This window comes from Streptomyces violaceorubidus (assembly GCF_000717995.1).
Classification (GTDB): Bacteria; Actinomycetota; Actinomycetes; order Streptomycetales; family Streptomycetaceae; genus Streptomyces; species Streptomyces violaceorubidus.
The window spans coordinates 18,110-33,121 of record NZ_JODM01000017.1; the positions used below are offsets into that span (position 1 = coordinate 18,110).

Genomic DNA, 15,012 nt, shown 5'->3' on the forward strand with positions numbered 1-15,012 from the left:
TGCCCTTCCCGCGACCTGCTTCGCCGGGCGGGCCTCAGCCGCGCACCCCGCACAGATGCAGCAGCGCCGCGACCGAGCGGTACGGGTCGGTCCGGCCGGCCCGTTCCTCGGCGGCCAGCAGGGTGTCGAGGTCGTCGGGCGGCGTGGTGCCGTCGGGCGCCGTGTCCGTGAAGACCCGCACGCCGTACCAGGTGTGCAGGGGGGCGCCGATGCCCGCGAGTTTCGCCGTCAGCGTGGACAGGCGGTCCGCGCGGACGTCGAGGCCCAGGCGGTTGCGGTAGTTCGTGGTGTCGAAGGAGGCCAGCGCGCCCGCCCAGTCACCCTGCATGCCGGGGCGCAGCGCGAGCGCGTCGCCGTTGCGCACCACGAGCGACAGCAGGCCGCCGGGCGCGAGCATCCGGGCCAGCCCCGCGAGCAGGGGATCGGGCTCCTCGACGTACATGAGCACGCCGTGGCACAGCACCACGTCGAAGCTGCCCGGCAGGAAGTGCACGCCGGTGTCCCGGCCGTCGCCCTCGACGATCCGCATCCGGTCCCGGATGCCCTCCGGCTGCCCGCCCAGCGCCTCGCGCGCCGCCGCGATCATCGTCGCGTCCCGCTCCACGCCGGTCACCTGGTGCCCGGCCCTGGCCAGCCGCAGCGCCTGGGTGCCCTGGCCCATCCCGACGTCGAGCACGCGCAGCCGCCGGCCCACGGCGAAGCGCCCGGCTATCTGCTCGTCCAGCTGCCGGGCCACCAGCTCCTGCCGTACGACGTTGCGAAGCCCGGACAGTCCCGCTGTCCAGGCCTCGGCCGCGCCCTTGGTGAACGGCGTCGTGCTCAGGGCCGCTCTCCACGCTTGACCTGGGGCTTGGGCAGGCGCAGGCGGCGCATCTGGAGCGAGCGCATCAGCGCGTAGGCCACCGCGCCGCGCCGGCGCTCGTCCGGGAAGCGCTCGGCGAGCCGCTTCTTCAGCCGGAAGCCGCTGACGATCGAGTCCAGCACGATCAGCACGATCACGACCAGCCACAGCAGCAGCGCGATGTTCTGCAGCGAGGCCACCCGGATCAGGCTCAGCACGAGGATGATCACGGCCATCGGCAGGAAGTACTCCGCGATGTTGAACCGCGAGTCGACGAAGTCGCGCGCGAACCTGCGCACCGGGCCCTTGTCACGGGCGGGCAGGTAGCGCTCGTCGCCCTTCGCGAGGGCCTCGCGCTGCCGGGCCATCGCGGTCCGCCGCTCCTCGCGCTGGCGCTTGGCGGCGTCCTTGCGCGTCATCGGCGTATGGGCGACGCTGCGGCGCTGGGACTGGGCCGCACTGCGCTTGGGCGTGGGCCTGCCCTTCGGGGCCTGCGGGTCGCGGGGCTGCTTGGAGTCGGTCACCGGCGCGCTGACGGCGCTCTGGGCCTTCTCATCCTTGGCACGGCTACGGAACACAAAACCCAAGGGTACGGGGTGCCGGGGTGTGGACCCCAGTCCGGTGGGGAACGATCCGGCAACGCCGGTCGTCTCCAAGGGGACAGAGGGGACGTTGCGTACAGCCCCGGCCACCGGGACTTTCCGGACAACCCCGGGGAGCACCTACTCCCTGCGCCGGACGGGGAAGGTACGCAGTCGTCCTTGGGGATGAGCGCATCCGTCCCCGAACAGTGCGGTAATGGATGCAGGGCCCGTACTGTGGGTTCTGTTGCAGTCGCTGGAGCTGGAGTCGGTCAGAAGGGGGCGCGCGAAGCCCATGAGCGGTGTCATGAAGCGTATGGGGATGATCTTCCGCGCGAAGGCCAACAAGGCCCTTGACCGGGCCGAGGACCCGCGCGAGACCCTCGATTACTCGTACCAGAAACAGCTGGAGCTGCTCCAGAAGGTGCGCCGCGGCGTCGCCGACGTGGCGACCAGCCGCAAGCGGCTGGAGCTTCAGCTCAACCAGCTCCAGTCCCAGTCCGGCAAGCTGGAGGACCAGGGCCGCAAGGCGCTGGCGCTGGGCCGCGAGGACCTGGCCCGCGAGGCGCTGTCCCGGCGCGCCGCGCTCCAGCAGCAGGTCACCGACCTGGAGACGCAGCACGCCACGCTCCAGGGCGAGGAGGAGAAGCTCACTCTGGCGGCCCAGCGCCTCCAGGCCAAGGTGGACGCCTTCCGCACCAAGAAGGAGACCATCAAGGCCACCTACACGGCCGCCCAGGCGCAGACCCGCATCGGCGAGGCGTTCTCCGGCATCTCCGAGGAGATGGGCGACGTCGGCCTGGCCATCCAGCGGGCCGAGGACAAGACCGCCCAGCTCCAGGCCCGGGCCGGTGCCATCGACGAGCTGCTCGCCTCCGGCGCCCTCGACGACCAGTCCGGCATGCACAAGGACGACATCCAGGCCGAGCTGGACCGGCTCTCCGGTGGTACGGATGTAGAGCTGGAACTGCAGCGCATGAAGGCCGAGCTGGCCGGGGGCTCCACCTCCGACCGGCAGGCCATCGAGGGCGGCCAGGGACAGGGGCAGGCCCCGTCGCAGTCCCAGCAGCAACCGCAGGACACCCCGCGCTTCGACAAGCAGTAGCCCACGGCTAGGAGGGCCGACATGATCGTACGGATCATGGGGGAGGGACAGCTGACGCTGGCCGACGGCCGGCTCGGTGAGCTGAACAAGCTGGACGACGAGCTCCTGGCCGAGATGGAGAACGGCGACGGCCCCGGCTTCCGCGCGACCCTCCAGGCCCTCCTGGCCAAGGTCCGCGAACTGGGCGAGTCCCTCCCGGACGACAGCCTGGAGCCGTCCGACCTCATCCTCCCGTCCCCGGACGCCACCCTGGAGGAGGTCCAGGAGCTACTGAGCGACGACGGCCTCATTCCTGGGAGTGCCTGAGAGGTGTCTTGTCGGCGCAGGCCGGCGACATCGGCCCGCGGCAGCCCCCAGCAAGACACCCACCGCGTGCGGACCCCCTCATAAGGCACCGCCATTCCGGCTACCGTAAAAAACCGTGAGCACCCTCGCCCGCGCCCGCTGCACCATCGGCGCCCACCCCTGCGCCCTGGACGCAGCCCTCGCCGCGGCCGTCCTCCTGTGCATGGTGGCCGGCTCCTTCGTGGACCCGCACGGCCCGGAGGGCATCAGCTGGGGCCTGCGGACCCCCGACGTGCTCAGCCTCACCCTCATGACCGCGGGCGCCGCCGCGCTCGCCTTCCGGCGCCGCCGGCCGCTGACGGTCCTCGTCGTCACGGGCTGCGTCTCCGTCGTCGAGAGCGTCACCGGCGACCCGCGCGCCCCGGTGGTCATGTCCGCCGTCATCGCCCTCTACACCGTCGCCGCCTCCACCGACCGGCCCACCACCTGGCGGGTCGGCCTGCTCACCATGACGGTGCTCACCGGCGCCGCCATGCTGGCCGGCCCCCTGCCCTGGTACGCGCAGGAGAACCTCGCCGTCTTCGCCTGGACCGGCATCGGCGCCACCGCCGGGGACGCCGTCCGCAGCCGCCGCGCCTTCGTCCAGGCCATCCGGGACCGGGCGGAGAAGGCCGAGCGCACCCGGGAGGAGGAGGCGCGCCGCCGGGTCGCCGAGGAGCGGCTGCGCATCGCCCGCGACCTGCACGACGTCGTCGCCCACCACATCGCCCTGGTCAACGTGCAGGCCGGGGTCGCCTCGCACGTCATGGACAAGCGGCCCGACCAGGCCAAGGAGGCGCTCGCCCACGTACGGGAGGCCAGCCGGAGCGCGCTGGACGAGCTGCGGGCCACCGTCGGGCTGCTGCGCCAGTCCGGCGATCCCGAGGCACCGACCGAGCCCGCCCCGGGCCTCGCCCGCCTCGACGAACTCGTGGGCACCTTCCACCACGCCGGACTGCGGGTCGAGGTGGCCCGCACCGACCAGGGCACCGAGCTGCCGGCCGCCGTCGACCTGGCCGCCTACCGCATCATCCAGGAGGCGCTGACCAATGTGCAGAAGCACGCGGGGCGGCAGGCGAAGGCCGAGGTGAGCGTCGTGCGGGTGGGGCCGAACATCGAGGTGACCGTGCTCGACGACGGCACCCCCGGGGGCGAGGCCGCCGACACCCCGGCCGAGGGCGGCGGGCACGGTCTGCTCGGCATGCGCGAGCGCGTCACCGCCGTACGCGGCACCCTCACCACCGGTCCCCGCTACGGGGGCGGTTTCCGCGTGCATGCGATCCTTCCGGTCAGGAACCGCACCGAGGCCACCGCCGAAGCCGCCGCAGCCACCAAGGACCCCGTATGACGATCCGTGTCCTGCTCGCCGACGACCAGGCGCTGCTGCGCAGCGCCTTCCGGGTGCTGGTCGACTCCGAGCCCGACATGGAGGTGGTGGGGGAGGCGTCCGACGGCGCGGAGGCGGCCCGGCTGGCCGCCGAGCGGCGGGCCGACGTGGTGCTGATGGACATCCGGATGCCCGGCACGGACGGTCTCGCCGCCACCCGCATGATCAGCGCCGACCCGTCCCTGGCCCACGTCCGCGTGGTCATACTGACCACCTTCGAGGTCGACGACTACGTGGTGCAGTCGCTGCGCGCCGGGGCCTCCGGCTTCCTCGGCAAGGGATCGGAGCCCGAGGAACTGCTCAGCGCGATCCGGGTCGCGGCCGGCGGCGAGGCGCTGCTGTCGCCGACCGCCACCAAGGGGCTGATCGCCCGTTTCCTCGCCCAGCAGGACACGGCCGACCAGGAGCGCGACCCGGCCCGCGCCGAGCGCCTGGAGTCGCTGACCGTGCGGGAGCGCGAGGTGCTGGTCCAGGTCGCCGGCGGGCACTCCAACGACGAGATCGCCGAACGCCTGGAAGTCAGCCCGCTCACCGTGAAGACCCACGTGAACCGGGCCATGGCCAAGCTGGGCGCCCGCGACCGCGCCCAGCTGGTCGTCGTCGCGTACGAGTCAGGGCTGGTCCGTCCAAGGGTGGAGTGACCCCTTCCCGCGTGTACTGCGGTGGGAGTAGGCGCGGGAGCGGCAAATAGACCTGGGGCCTACGAAACCGGGGCGATCATGGACCAGGGTGTGGGGTGGGCGTACAGATGTGCCCGTCCCCTCCGCCCGGCCACAGATAGAGAGACCCTGATCCATGTCCTGGCTGTCGAGATTCAGCCTCGCGCAACGGGCCCTGATAGGCCTGATGTCGATCGTCGCGCTCGTCTTCGGGGCGATCGCGATCCCCCAGCTCAAGCAGCAGCTGCTGCCCACCATCGAACTGCCCGTGGTGTCGGTGATCGCCCCCTACCAGGGGGCCTCGCCGGACGTCGTCGAGAAGCAGATCGTCGAGCCCATCGAGAACAACCTCGAATCGGTCGACGGTCTTACTGGGGTCACCTCCACGGCCAGCGAGGGGAACGCCGTGATCATGGCGTCCTTCGACTACGGCCCCGACACCCAGCAGCTCGTGGCCAACGTCCAGCAGGCCGTCAACCGGTCCCGTGCCCAGCTCCCGGACGACGTCGACCCGCAGGTCGTGGCCGGTTCCACGGACGACATCCCCACCGTGGTGCTGTCCGTCACCTCGGACAAGGACCAGCAGGCGCTGGCCGACCAGCTCGACGGGTCCGTCGTGCCCGAGCTGGAGGACATCGACGGCGTCGGCCAGGTCACCCTCGACGGCGTCCGGGACCTCCAGGTCGCCGTCACGCCCGACGACGCGAAGCTGGCCAAGGCCGGCGTCACGACGCAGACCCTGCTCCAGTCGCTCCAGGCCGGCGGCGCGAGCGTCCCGGCGGGCTCCTTCGACGAGGGCGGCGCTAACCGCACGGTCCAGGTCGGCGGCGGCTTCACCTCGCTGCAGCAGATCCAGGACCTGAGGATCACCGGCGAGGGGGTGGACAAGCCGGTCCGTCTCGGCGATGTGGCCACCGTGGAGGAGCGGGAGGCCAGGGCCGACTCGATCACCCGGACCAACGGCAAGCCCAGTCTGGCCGTGGCGGTGACCCTGGACCACGACGGCAGCGCGGTCGCGGTCTCCAAGGCCGTCGAGGACAAGCTCCCCGACCTGCGCGAGGCACTCGGCTCCGGTGCGACCCTCACCGTCGTCAGCGACCAGGGCCCGGCGGTGTCGAAGGCCATCGAGGGCCTGACCACCGAGGGCGCGCTCGGCCTGCTCTTCGCGGTCGTCGTGATCCTGGTCTTCCTGGCCTCGATCCGCTCCACCCTGGTCACGGCCGTCTCCATCCCGTTGTCGGTGGTGCTGACGCTGATCGTCCTGTGGACGCGCGATCTGTCCCTCAACGTTCTGACGCTGGGCGCGCTCACCATCGCCATCGGCCGGGTCGTCGACGACTCGATCGTGGTACTGGAGAACATCAGGCGGCACCTGAGCTACGGCGAGGAGCGCCGGGAGGCCATTCTCAAGGCGGTTCGCGAGGTCGCGGGCGCCGTGACGTCCTCCACCCTCACCACGGTCGCCGTGTTCCTGCCCATCGGCCTGGTCGGTGGCCTGGTCGGCGAGCTGTTCGGCTCCTTCAGCCTCACCGTCACCGTCGCGCTGCTGGCGTCCCTGCTGGTGTCGCTGACGGTCGTGCCCGTCCTGTCGTACTGGTTCCTGCGCGCCCCCAAGGGAACGCCCGAGGACGCCGACGAGGCCCGGCGCCTGGCGGAGGAGAAGGAGGCGAAGAACCGCCTCCAGCGGTTCTACGTCCCCGTCCTGCGGTTCGCCACCCGCCGCCGCCTCACCAGTGTGGCCATCGCGGTCGTCGTACTCCTCGCCACCTTCGGCATGGCTCCGCTGCTCAAGACCAACTTCTTCGACCAGGGCGACCAGGAAGTCCTCAACGTCAAGCAGGAGCTGAAGCCCGGCACCAGCCTCGCGGCCACCGACGCGCAGGCCAAGAAGGTCGAGAAGCTCATCGCGGGCATCGACGGCGTCAAGGACTACCAGGTGACCGTCGGCTCCTCCGGCTGGATGGCCGCCTTCGGCGGCGGCACCGACACGAACCAGGCGTCCTACCAGATCGCGTTGGAGGACTCGGCGTCCCTCGGGGACGTCCAGGACGAGATCAAGGCGGGTCTCGACAAGCTCGACGGGATCGGCACCACCACGGTCTCCGCCGGTGACGGCTTCAGCAGTCAGGACCTGAGCGTCGTCGTCAAGGCGTCCGACCCCCGGACGCTGCGCGCCGCCGCCGAGGAGGTCCGCAAGACCGTGGCCGCCCTCGACGACGTCACCGACGTCGCCAGCGACCTGTCGCAGAGCGTGCCGCGCATCTCGGTCAAGGCCAACGACCGCGCCGCCGCGGCCGGTTTCACCGAACAGACCCTCGGCGCCGCCGTCGCCCAGGCGGTGCGCGGCACCACGGCCGGCAAGGCGGTCCTCGGCGACACCGAGCAGGACGTCGTCGTCACCCCGGCGAAGCCCGCCGCCACGCTCGCCGAGCTGAAGGCGCTGCGCCTCGGCCCGGTCGAGCTCGGCGACATCGCCACCGTGCGGCTGGTGGACGGCCCCGTGTCGACCACCCGCATCGACGGCCAGCGCGCGGCCACCATCACGGCACGGCCGACCGGTGACAACACCGGCGCCATCAGCACCCAGCTCCAGTCGGACATCGACAGCCTGGACCTGCCGGCGGGTGCCACCGCCACCATCGGCGGAGTCTCCGCCGACCAGGACGACGCGTTCAAGAACCTGGCCCTGGCCCTGCTGGCGGCCGTCGCGATCGTCTTCATGCTGCTGGTCGGCACCTTCCGCTCCCTCGCCCAGCCGCTGATCCTGCTGGTGTCGATCCCGTTCGCGGCGACCGGCGCGATCGGCCTGCTGGTGCTGACGGGCACCCCGCTGGGTGTTCCTGCGATGATCGGCCTGCTGATGCTGATCGGCATCGTGGTCACCAACGCCATCGTGCTGATCGACCTGATCAACCAGTACCGCAAGCAGGGCTACGGTGTCGTCGAAGCGGTGATCGAGGGCGGGCGCCACCGTCTGCGGCCCATCCTCATGACGGCCCTGGCGACGATCTTCGCCCTGCTCCCGATGGCGCTGGGCGTCACCGGCGAGGGCGGCTTCATCGCCCAGCCGCTCGCGGTGGTCGTGATCGGCGGTCTGATCACGTCGACGCTGCTGACCCTGCTCCTGGTCCCGACGCTCTACGCCATGCTGGAGCTGCGCAAGGAGCGCCGCGCCAAGAAGCGGGCCGAGAAGAAGGGCCTGCCCGGGCAGGCGCAGCCCACGGAGGAACCGGAGCCGGCCCAGGTCTGACACCTGCCGGCCCCGACGAAGGGCGCCCCCGTGGACCGACCACGGGGGCGCCCGCGTGTCTGCCCGCGTCACTGCCCGGACAGCGCGGCGATGCCGCCGAACAGGACCAGCGCCACCAGGATCACCAGAGCCAGCAGCACCCCCACGCAGAACCCGCACCCCTGTCCCGCCCCGCGGCCGAACGAACTCTCGCCCCCGCCGGGAACCGGTCTCTGACCTGCCATGACAGCCTCCCGTCTCTCCCGGGCCCCACCGTCGCACAGGCGCCCGCGCGGGCCAACGAGTCAGCTGCAGATGTGCGCTCAGGGCCTCACCTTCCTGCGCGAATCGAGAAGACCGCGAGGACGGGAGGCCGAGGGGACGGGGTGAACGAGGGGACCGGGTGAACGAGAAGGGCCCCGACCGAGCACCGGAGGGGTGATCGGGCGGGGCCGCGCGCGGGGGCCGGTTACGGCAGCGCCAGCATCCGCTCCAGCGCCAGCTTGGCGAACGCCTCGGTCTCCTGGTCGACCTCGATGCGGTTGACCAGCGTGCCCTCGGCCAGCGACTCCAGCGTCCAGACCAGGTGCGGGAGGTCGATGCGGTTCATGGTCGAGCAGAAGCAGACCGTCTTGTCGAGGAAGACGATCTCCTTGTCCTCGGCGGCGAAACGGTTCGCCAGTCGCCGGACCAGGTTCAGTTCGGTCCCGATGGCCCACTTGGACCCGGCCGGGGCCGCCTCCAGGGCCTTGATGATGTACTCGGTCGAGCCGACGTAGTCCGCCGCCGCGACGACCTCGTGCTTGCACTCGGGGTGCACCAGGACGTTCACGCCCGGTATGCGCTCGCGCACGTCGTTCACCGAGTCGAGGCTGAAGCGGCCGTGCACCGAGCAGTGCCCCCGCCACAGGATCATCTTCGCGGCGCGCAGCTCCTCGGCCGTCAGCCCGCCGTTCGGCCGGTGCGGGTTGTAGACGACGCAGTCCTCCAGGGACATGCCCAGGTCCCGCACCGCGGTGTTGCGGCCGAGGTGCTGGTCCGGCAGGAAGAGGACCTTCTCGCCCTGCTCGAAGGCCCAGTTCAGGGCGCGCTCGGCGTTGGAGGAGGTGCAGATGGTGCCGCCGTGCCTGCCGGTGAACGCCTTGATGTCCGCGGACGAGTTCATGTACGACACGGGCACCACCTGCTCGGCGATCCCGGCCTCGGTCAGCACGTCCCAGCACTCGGCGACCTGCTCGGCGGTGGCCATGTCCGCCATGGAACAGCCGGCGGCCAGGTCGGGCAGGACCACCTTCTGGTCGTTCGAGGTGAGGATGTCGGCCGACTCCGCCATGAAGTGCACACCGCAGAAGACGATGTACTCGGCCTCCGGGCGCGCGGCCGCGTCCCGGGCCAGCTTGAAGGAGTCGCCCGTGACGTCGGCGAACTGGATGACCTCGTCGCGCTGGTAGTGGTGACCGAGGACGAAGACCTTGTCACCGAGCTTCTCCTTGGCCGCACGGGCGCGCGCGACCAGGTCCGGGTCGGAGGCCGCGGGCAGGTCCCCGGGGCACTCCACGCCGCGCTCGCTCCTCGGGTCGGCCTCGCGGCCGAGCAGCAGCAGGGCGAGGGGCGTCGGCTGTACGTCGAGCTCCTGGGTTTGGGCGGTGGTCACGACACGCACCCTTTCTACTTTCGTCGACCCTTTTCGTCGAACTGACACTATATATCATAACCGGTTCATGTCACTTTGACGATGCTCATAGTGTCGGTGTGACGTGAATCCCGGTGCCCGAGCGGTCCTCCCCAGCCGCTGACCGTCGGCCGGGGCGTGTGCGAGCATGAAAGGGGACGCCGAGGACAAAGACTCGGCCCTGCCCGGAATGAATCCGCGGCTCCGTCGGTTGACACCGTCGGCAAGCAGTCTCCGTACAACCCGGGAGAGATGTAGATGTCCGTATCGGACGAGACCACCACCGTCACCGGCGGCATCATCCTGACCGACGCCGCCGCGGCGAAGGTCAAGGCGCTGCTCGACCAGGAAGGCCGTGACGACCTCGCGCTGCGCGTCGCCGTCCAGCCCGGCGGCTGCTCCGGCCTCCGGTACCAGCTCTTCTTCGACGAGCGCTCGCTCGACGGCGACGTGGTGAAGTACTTCGACGATGTGAAGGTCGTCACCGACCGCATGAGCGACCCGTACCTCGACGGCGCCGTCATCGAATTCGAGGACACGATCAAGAAGCAGGGCTTCACGATCGACAACCCGAACGCGACGGGTTCCTGCGCCTGCGGCGACTCCTTCAGCTGACCGGCCGGGGCCGCGGCGCGGCACCGAGCGTGCGAAAGGCGGTGGCCCGGGGGAGAACCCCGGGCCACCGCCCGTGTGCCGTGTCCGCGCCCCGCCGTCGGCGTCACCGGCTCCCGGACGGAGCCGGCAGCCGCGCGCCCGGCCTGTGCACGGGGATGTCCTTGCCGTCCGTGCCCACGACCGTCCGGTCGCCGAGCGGCCTGTCGAGCGGCACCGTCCGCTCGTACTCCTTCGCGATCAGGATGCAGACCTTGTCCGGGTGCGGCGTCTCGGTCACCGTGACGGTCACCTTCCCGCCGCTCTCCTCGGCCCGGGCGTCGTAGTCGGAGCACACGCCGCCCGTGAAGTGCACGGTCAGCTCGCCGTCGGCGGCCGTGTAGCCGCTCACCCGCACGTCGCGCGGCTCCCCGGGCTTCGAGGCCGGATCCTCGGACGGGGCCGGGGACGGCTCGGCGGGGGCCGTGGTGGTCAGATACCTCGGCTCGACCGCCGGATACGTGACCGTCACCGTGTCCCGCGCCCCCGGCGCCCGCACCTCGAACAGCCAGGACGGCACCAGCGTCCGGCGGCCCCGCACCGGATGCGCGGCCAGCCCGAACACCGCGTCCTCGACGGTGGCGACCTGCTTCTTCCCCGTCCCGGGCCGCTCCGCAGCGCCGGTCGGCGGCGCGCACGGCGGGCCCGCACGGTCCTGGTCCGGTACGGGAGTGGCGCAGCCGCCGATGCCGCCGAGGTCCGCACCGCTCCCGGCGCCCGGCGCGTTCAGCAGCGCCAGCGTCTCCCCGGCGTCCAGGACGGGATACGTGTCCCCCTTGACCGGCGCCTTCACCTGACCGCTGCCGCCGACCACCTCGCCCCGCGCGTCGACGACCACCCCGGTCGTCCAGCCGTACGTGGGCAGCCCACCGACCTCCGGTTCCGCGTTCACGGCCCGCCGGGCGCCCATGACCCGGCTCGCGTCCAGCTTGGCGTCGTCCTGGCCCAGCGCCTTCAGCACCGGCGCCGCCGCCTTCCTCGCCGCCGCCTCGCCCACCGGGTCCCCGTCGGCGGAGGGCCCCTTGCAGACGGCGCCCTTCTTGCAGTTGTCGGTGCCGGGCGCGTAGCGGTGGAAGGTCCAGGTGCCCGGCGCCTGCCGGCCCACCGTGAGCAGCGGCCCAAACCCGTCCTCGGCGTTGCCGACCTTCCACGCCCCGCCCTGGGTGCGGGGAGCGCCCTCGACCCCCAGCGCCTCGGCCAGCCGGGCCACCTCGGCCTCGGTGACGTCGCCCTCCGCCCGGTACACCGGCGCCGAGCCGGGACCCTCGGGGAGCGGCCCCTCGGCGCGGTAGGTGACGCCGTACGGGTCGGGCTCGCCCGGCGCGATGCCGGTCGTGCCGCCCTGGGACTTCCCGTGGTCGTCGAGGGGGAGCGGCGGGGGAGTGTCGTCGCCCGGGGCGCCGGACGCCGTACCGCCGTCCGTGTCGTCCCCCGCGGCGGACGTGGCCAGGTAGGCACCGCCGCCGCCCAGCAGCAGGACGGCGGTCGCGACCGACGCGACCGCGACCGCCCGGGGGCGCCGCCGTGCCGGACGCCCGCCGACGGCCTCGTCGTCGGCTGCGGCGGTGGCGTCGTCGTTGTCGGGTCGCTCGGGGTTCACCGCATCGCTCCTTCGGCTGTTACTGGGGACAGCGATGGGACGCGGCGGGCCGGGGTCCGGTTCCCGGTGACGGAGCACGTCGCCCGAACGGCCCAGCGACCGCCCGGGAGCCGCTCAGTCGCCGTAGTCCGACATCGCGTCCAGCAACCGTGCCGAGGCCGGCGGCACCCGGACGCCGTGGATGAGGGTGAGGGGCACCGGCCGGGGGGAGGCGTCGGCGGGCGCCGACCAGCGCGGGGTCATCCGGGCGCAGTCGCCGCGCAGCGACGCCAGGTCGCCGTCCAGGTCGGCCGGAGCGGGGTCGACGGTCCTCGGGTTCGTCATAACAGAACCGTAGGCACGTCCCGTATCACGGCGAAAGTTGTACTACCGGGTAGTTTCGCCTGCTTCAGCCTGGCGGCACCGCCGGGTAGCGTGAACCGTCAACCCGCCTCCCCTCAGGAGAGAGTCCACGCCGTGCGCATCGCAGTCACCGGCTCCATCGCCACCGACCACCTCATGACCTTCCCCGGCCGCTTCTCCGACCAGCTCGTCGCGGACCAGCTGCACACGGTCTCGCTCTCCTTCCTGGTCGACCAGCTGGACGTACGCCGGGGCGGCGTCGCCGCGAACATCGCCTTCGGCATGGGTCAGCTCGGCACCCGGCCCGTCCTGGTCGGCGCGGCCGGCGCGGATTTCGACGAGTACCGGGCCTGGCTGGACCGGCACGGCGTCGACACCGACTCGGTCCGCATCTCGGAGACCCTGCACACCGCCCGCTTCGTCTGCACCACCGACGCCGACCACAACCAGATCGGCTCCTTCTACACGGGCGCGATGAGCGAGGCCCGCCTCATCGAGCTGAAGACCGTCGCCGACCGCGTGGGCGGCCTCGACCTGGTCTCCATCGGTGCCGACGACCCGGAGGCGATGCTCCGGCACACCGAGGAGTGCCGCGCGCGGTCCATCTCCTTCGCCGCGGACTTCTCCCAGCAGATCGCCCGGATGAACGGCGACGAGATCCGGATACTGCTGGACGGGGCGACCTACCTCTTCTCCAACGAGTACGAGAAGGGACTCATCGAGACCAAGACCGGCTGGAGCGACGCCGAGATCCTCGACCGCGTCGGCCACCGGATCACCACCCTCGGTGCCCGGGGCGTGCGCATCGAGCAGGCCGGCGGGGAGACCATCGAGGTCGGCGTCCCGGACGAGGAGCGCAAGGCCGACCCCACCGGCGTCGGCGACGCCTTCCGCGCCGGGTTCCTGTCCGGGCTGGCGTGGGGAGTCTCGCTGGAGCGGGCGGCGCAGGTCGGGTGCATGCTGGCGACCCTCGTCATCGAGACGGTGGGGACGCAGGAGTACCAGTTGCGGCGCGGGCACTTCATGGAGCGCTTCACCAAGGCGTACGGGGACGAGGCGGCGGAGGAGGTTCAGGCGCACCTGCGCTGAGGCGGCGGGCTCGCGGCGCCGCACATCGACGGCGCCACGCGCCCCCGGGCGGGTCAGCTCGTCCGGCGGACCAGGTAGGCCGTTCCCCTGTCCGCCGGTTCCTCGCCCACGTACTCCTGTCCCCGCATCTCGCACCACGCCGGGATGTCCAGGCGGGCCGCCTCGTCGTCCGAGAGGACGCGGACGGTGCCGCCCACGGGGACGTCCCCGATGACCTTGGCCAGTTCGATCACCGGAATGGGGCAGCGCCGGCCCAGCGCGTCCACGACGAGGTCGCGGCCGGCCGCGCGGACGGTCTCCGGCGCGGCCGGCGCCCCCAGCTTCTCGCGCACCGCGGCCACCGTGCCCGGCAGCACCTCCAGGAACCGCTCGACGTCGCGCGCCGGGGTCCCCGGCGGCAGCGACATCCGGACGTTGCCCTCACTGAGCACCCCCATCGCCCTCAGGACGTGGCTCGGCGTCAGCGTGCTGCTCGTGCAGGACGATCCGGAGGACACGGAGAAACCGGCGCGGTCCAACTCGTGCAGCAGAGTCTCCCCGTCGACATAGAGACACGAGAAGGTGACGATCCCGGGCAGCCGGCGCGACGGATCCCCGACCACCTCCACATCGGGCACCAGGTCGGGCACCCGGGACCGGATCCGCTCCGTCAGCTCCCGCAGCCGGGCCGCCTCCGCCGCCGCCTCGGCCCGCACCGCCCGCAGCGACGCCGCCGCGGCCACGATCGCCGGCAGGTTCTCGAACCCGGGCGCCCGACCCGACTCCCGCTCGTCCCCGGGCCCTTGCGGAGCGAACCGGACCCCCTTGCGCACGACGAGCAGGCCCACCCCCGAGGGCCCGCCCCACTTGTGCGCGCTGCCCGTGAGCAACGACCAGTCGCCCTCCACCCGGCCCCAGCCCAGCGACTGGGCCGCGTCCACCAGCAGCGGCACACCGGCGGCCCGGCAGGCCTCCGCCACCCGGGACACCGGCTGCTCGGTGCCCACCTCGTGGTTGGCCGACTGGAGGCAGGCCAGTGCCGTGTCCTCGCGCAGGGAGGCCGCGTACGCCTCCGGGGCCACCGCGCCCGTCCGGTCCACGGGGACCCGGGTGACGCTCCCGCCCTCGGCCGCCTCGTGCGCCTCGGCCGCGTGCAGTACGGAGGAGTGTTCGACCGCTGACACGATCAGGTGGCGTCCGACGCGCCGCCGCCCGGCCAGCGCCCCCGCCACCCCTGAATGCACCGCCCGGGTCCCCGAAGGAGTGAACACCAACTCGTCCGCCCGGCACCCCACACACTCGGCCGCCGCCTCCCGGGCGGCGTCGAGCAGCATCCGGGCCCGTCGTCCTTCCCGGTACAACCGGGCGGGATCGGCCCACCCCTCGTCGAGGGCGGCCAACAGGGCTTGCCGGGCAACGGGGTGAAGGGGAGCGGCGGAAGCCGCGTCGAAGTAGGCCACGGGCCAACGCTAGAACGCCGGGGACGCCGGCGCCCCACCAGGGGAGCGGGGCCGTGGCACGTGCGGCCGCGCCACGCGGGCGCGACCCTCCAC

The 15,012-nt window shown here is 72.2% G+C and carries 14 protein-coding genes; 7 read left to right on the forward strand and 7 right to left on the reverse strand.

Going from position 1 to position 15,012, the window contains the following annotated elements; translation table 11 throughout:
- Positions 1-34: 34 nt before the first annotated feature.
- Together IE94_RS0120335 and IE94_RS0120340 are read right to left on the reverse strand one after the other, a co-directional pair.
- Positions 35-736 carry a class I SAM-dependent methyltransferase gene (locus IE94_RS0120335; RefSeq protein ID WP_030186338.1) on the reverse strand — a complete coding sequence of 234 codons (702 nt, stop codon included), beginning with the start codon at positions 734-736 and terminating at the stop codon, positions 35-37.
- Positions 737-819: 83 nt separating this feature from the next.
- A complete protein-coding gene (locus tag IE94_RS0120340) occupies positions 820-1,497 on the reverse strand; it encodes a DUF3043 domain-containing protein (RefSeq protein ID WP_078606535.1) in 678 nt (225 codons plus the stop codon).
- A gap of 232 nt (positions 1,498-1,729) precedes the next feature.
- On the opposite strand from IE94_RS0120340, the gene IE94_RS0120345 reads away from it, so the two are divergent.
- From IE94_RS0120345 to IE94_RS0120365, 5 genes are all read left to right on the forward strand, one after another.
- Positions 1,730-2,527 (forward strand): PspA/IM30 family protein, encoded by a 798-nt coding sequence (locus tag IE94_RS0120345; RefSeq protein WP_274543304.1) that lies wholly within the window; start codon positions 1,730-1,732, stop codon positions 2,525-2,527.
- Positions 2,528-2,548: 21 nt separating this feature from the next.
- Complete coding sequence (pspAA, locus tag IE94_RS0120350; protein WP_030186343.1) at positions 2,549-2,833, forward strand: PspA-associated protein PspAA; 285 nt, start codon at positions 2,549-2,551, stop codon at positions 2,831-2,833.
- Positions 2,834-2,948: 115 nt separating this feature from the next.
- Positions 2,949-4,199, forward strand: a complete 1,251-nt coding sequence (locus IE94_RS0120355) for a sensor histidine kinase (protein WP_030186345.1) — start codon at positions 2,949-2,951, stop codon at positions 4,197-4,199.
- On the forward strand, positions 4,196-4,879 hold the full coding sequence (locus IE94_RS0120360; protein ID WP_030186347.1) for a response regulator: 684 nt from the start codon (positions 4,196-4,198) through the stop codon (positions 4,877-4,879). The genes IE94_RS0120355 and IE94_RS0120360 overlap by 4 nt, the downstream gene beginning before the upstream one ends.
- Positions 4,880-5,033: 154 nt before the next feature.
- Positions 5,034-8,147, forward strand: a complete 3,114-nt coding sequence (locus IE94_RS0120365) for an efflux RND transporter permease subunit (protein WP_030186349.1) — start codon at positions 5,034-5,036, stop codon at positions 8,145-8,147.
- 68 nt (positions 8,148-8,215) lie between these two features.
- Here the strand turns inward: IE94_RS0120365 and IE94_RS39940 are convergent, their stop codons facing one another.
- Positions 8,216-8,371: a hypothetical protein gene (locus tag IE94_RS39940; protein ID WP_157849365.1), complete on the reverse strand. Its 156-nt coding sequence runs from the start codon at positions 8,369-8,371 to the stop codon at positions 8,216-8,218.
- 224 nt (positions 8,372-8,595) lie between these two features.
- Positions 8,596-9,780, reverse strand: coding sequence for a quinolinate synthase NadA (gene nadA / locus IE94_RS0120375; RefSeq protein WP_030186352.1), 1,185 nt, complete (start codon positions 9,778-9,780; stop codon positions 8,596-8,598).
- A 276-nt stretch (positions 9,781-10,056) separates the two neighbouring features.
- Between nadA and IE94_RS0120380 the strand changes: the two genes are divergently transcribed.
- Complete coding sequence (locus IE94_RS0120380; protein WP_030186353.1) at positions 10,057-10,413, forward strand: HesB/IscA family protein; 357 nt, start codon at positions 10,057-10,059, stop codon at positions 10,411-10,413.
- Positions 10,414-10,516: 103 nt separating this feature from the next.
- On the opposite strand, the gene IE94_RS0120385 is transcribed toward IE94_RS0120380, so the two are convergent.
- A complete protein-coding gene (locus IE94_RS0120385; protein WP_030186355.1) occupies positions 10,517-12,049 on the reverse strand; it encodes a hypothetical protein in 1,533 nt (510 codons plus the stop codon).
- A 114-nt stretch (positions 12,050-12,163) separates the two neighbouring features.
- Positions 12,164-12,373 carry a hypothetical protein gene (locus IE94_RS0120390; RefSeq protein WP_030186358.1) on the reverse strand — a complete coding sequence of 70 codons (210 nt, stop codon included), beginning with the start codon at positions 12,371-12,373 and terminating at the stop codon, positions 12,164-12,166.
- Positions 12,374-12,505: 132 nt separating this feature from the next.
- Here IE94_RS0120390 and IE94_RS0120395 point away from each other — a divergent pair, with 132 nt between their 5' ends.
- Positions 12,506-13,480 carry a carbohydrate kinase family protein gene (locus tag IE94_RS0120395; RefSeq protein WP_030186359.1) on the forward strand — a complete coding sequence of 325 codons (975 nt, stop codon included), beginning with the start codon at positions 12,506-12,508 and terminating at the stop codon, positions 13,478-13,480.
- 53 nt (positions 13,481-13,533) lie between these two features.
- On the opposite strand, the gene IE94_RS0120400 is transcribed toward IE94_RS0120395, so the two are convergent.
- On the reverse strand, positions 13,534-14,919 hold the full coding sequence (locus IE94_RS0120400) for a cysteine desulfurase/sulfurtransferase TusA family protein (RefSeq protein ID WP_030186361.1): 1,386 nt from the start codon (positions 14,917-14,919) through the stop codon (positions 13,534-13,536).
- Between the last annotated feature and the right edge of the window lie 93 nt (positions 14,920-15,012).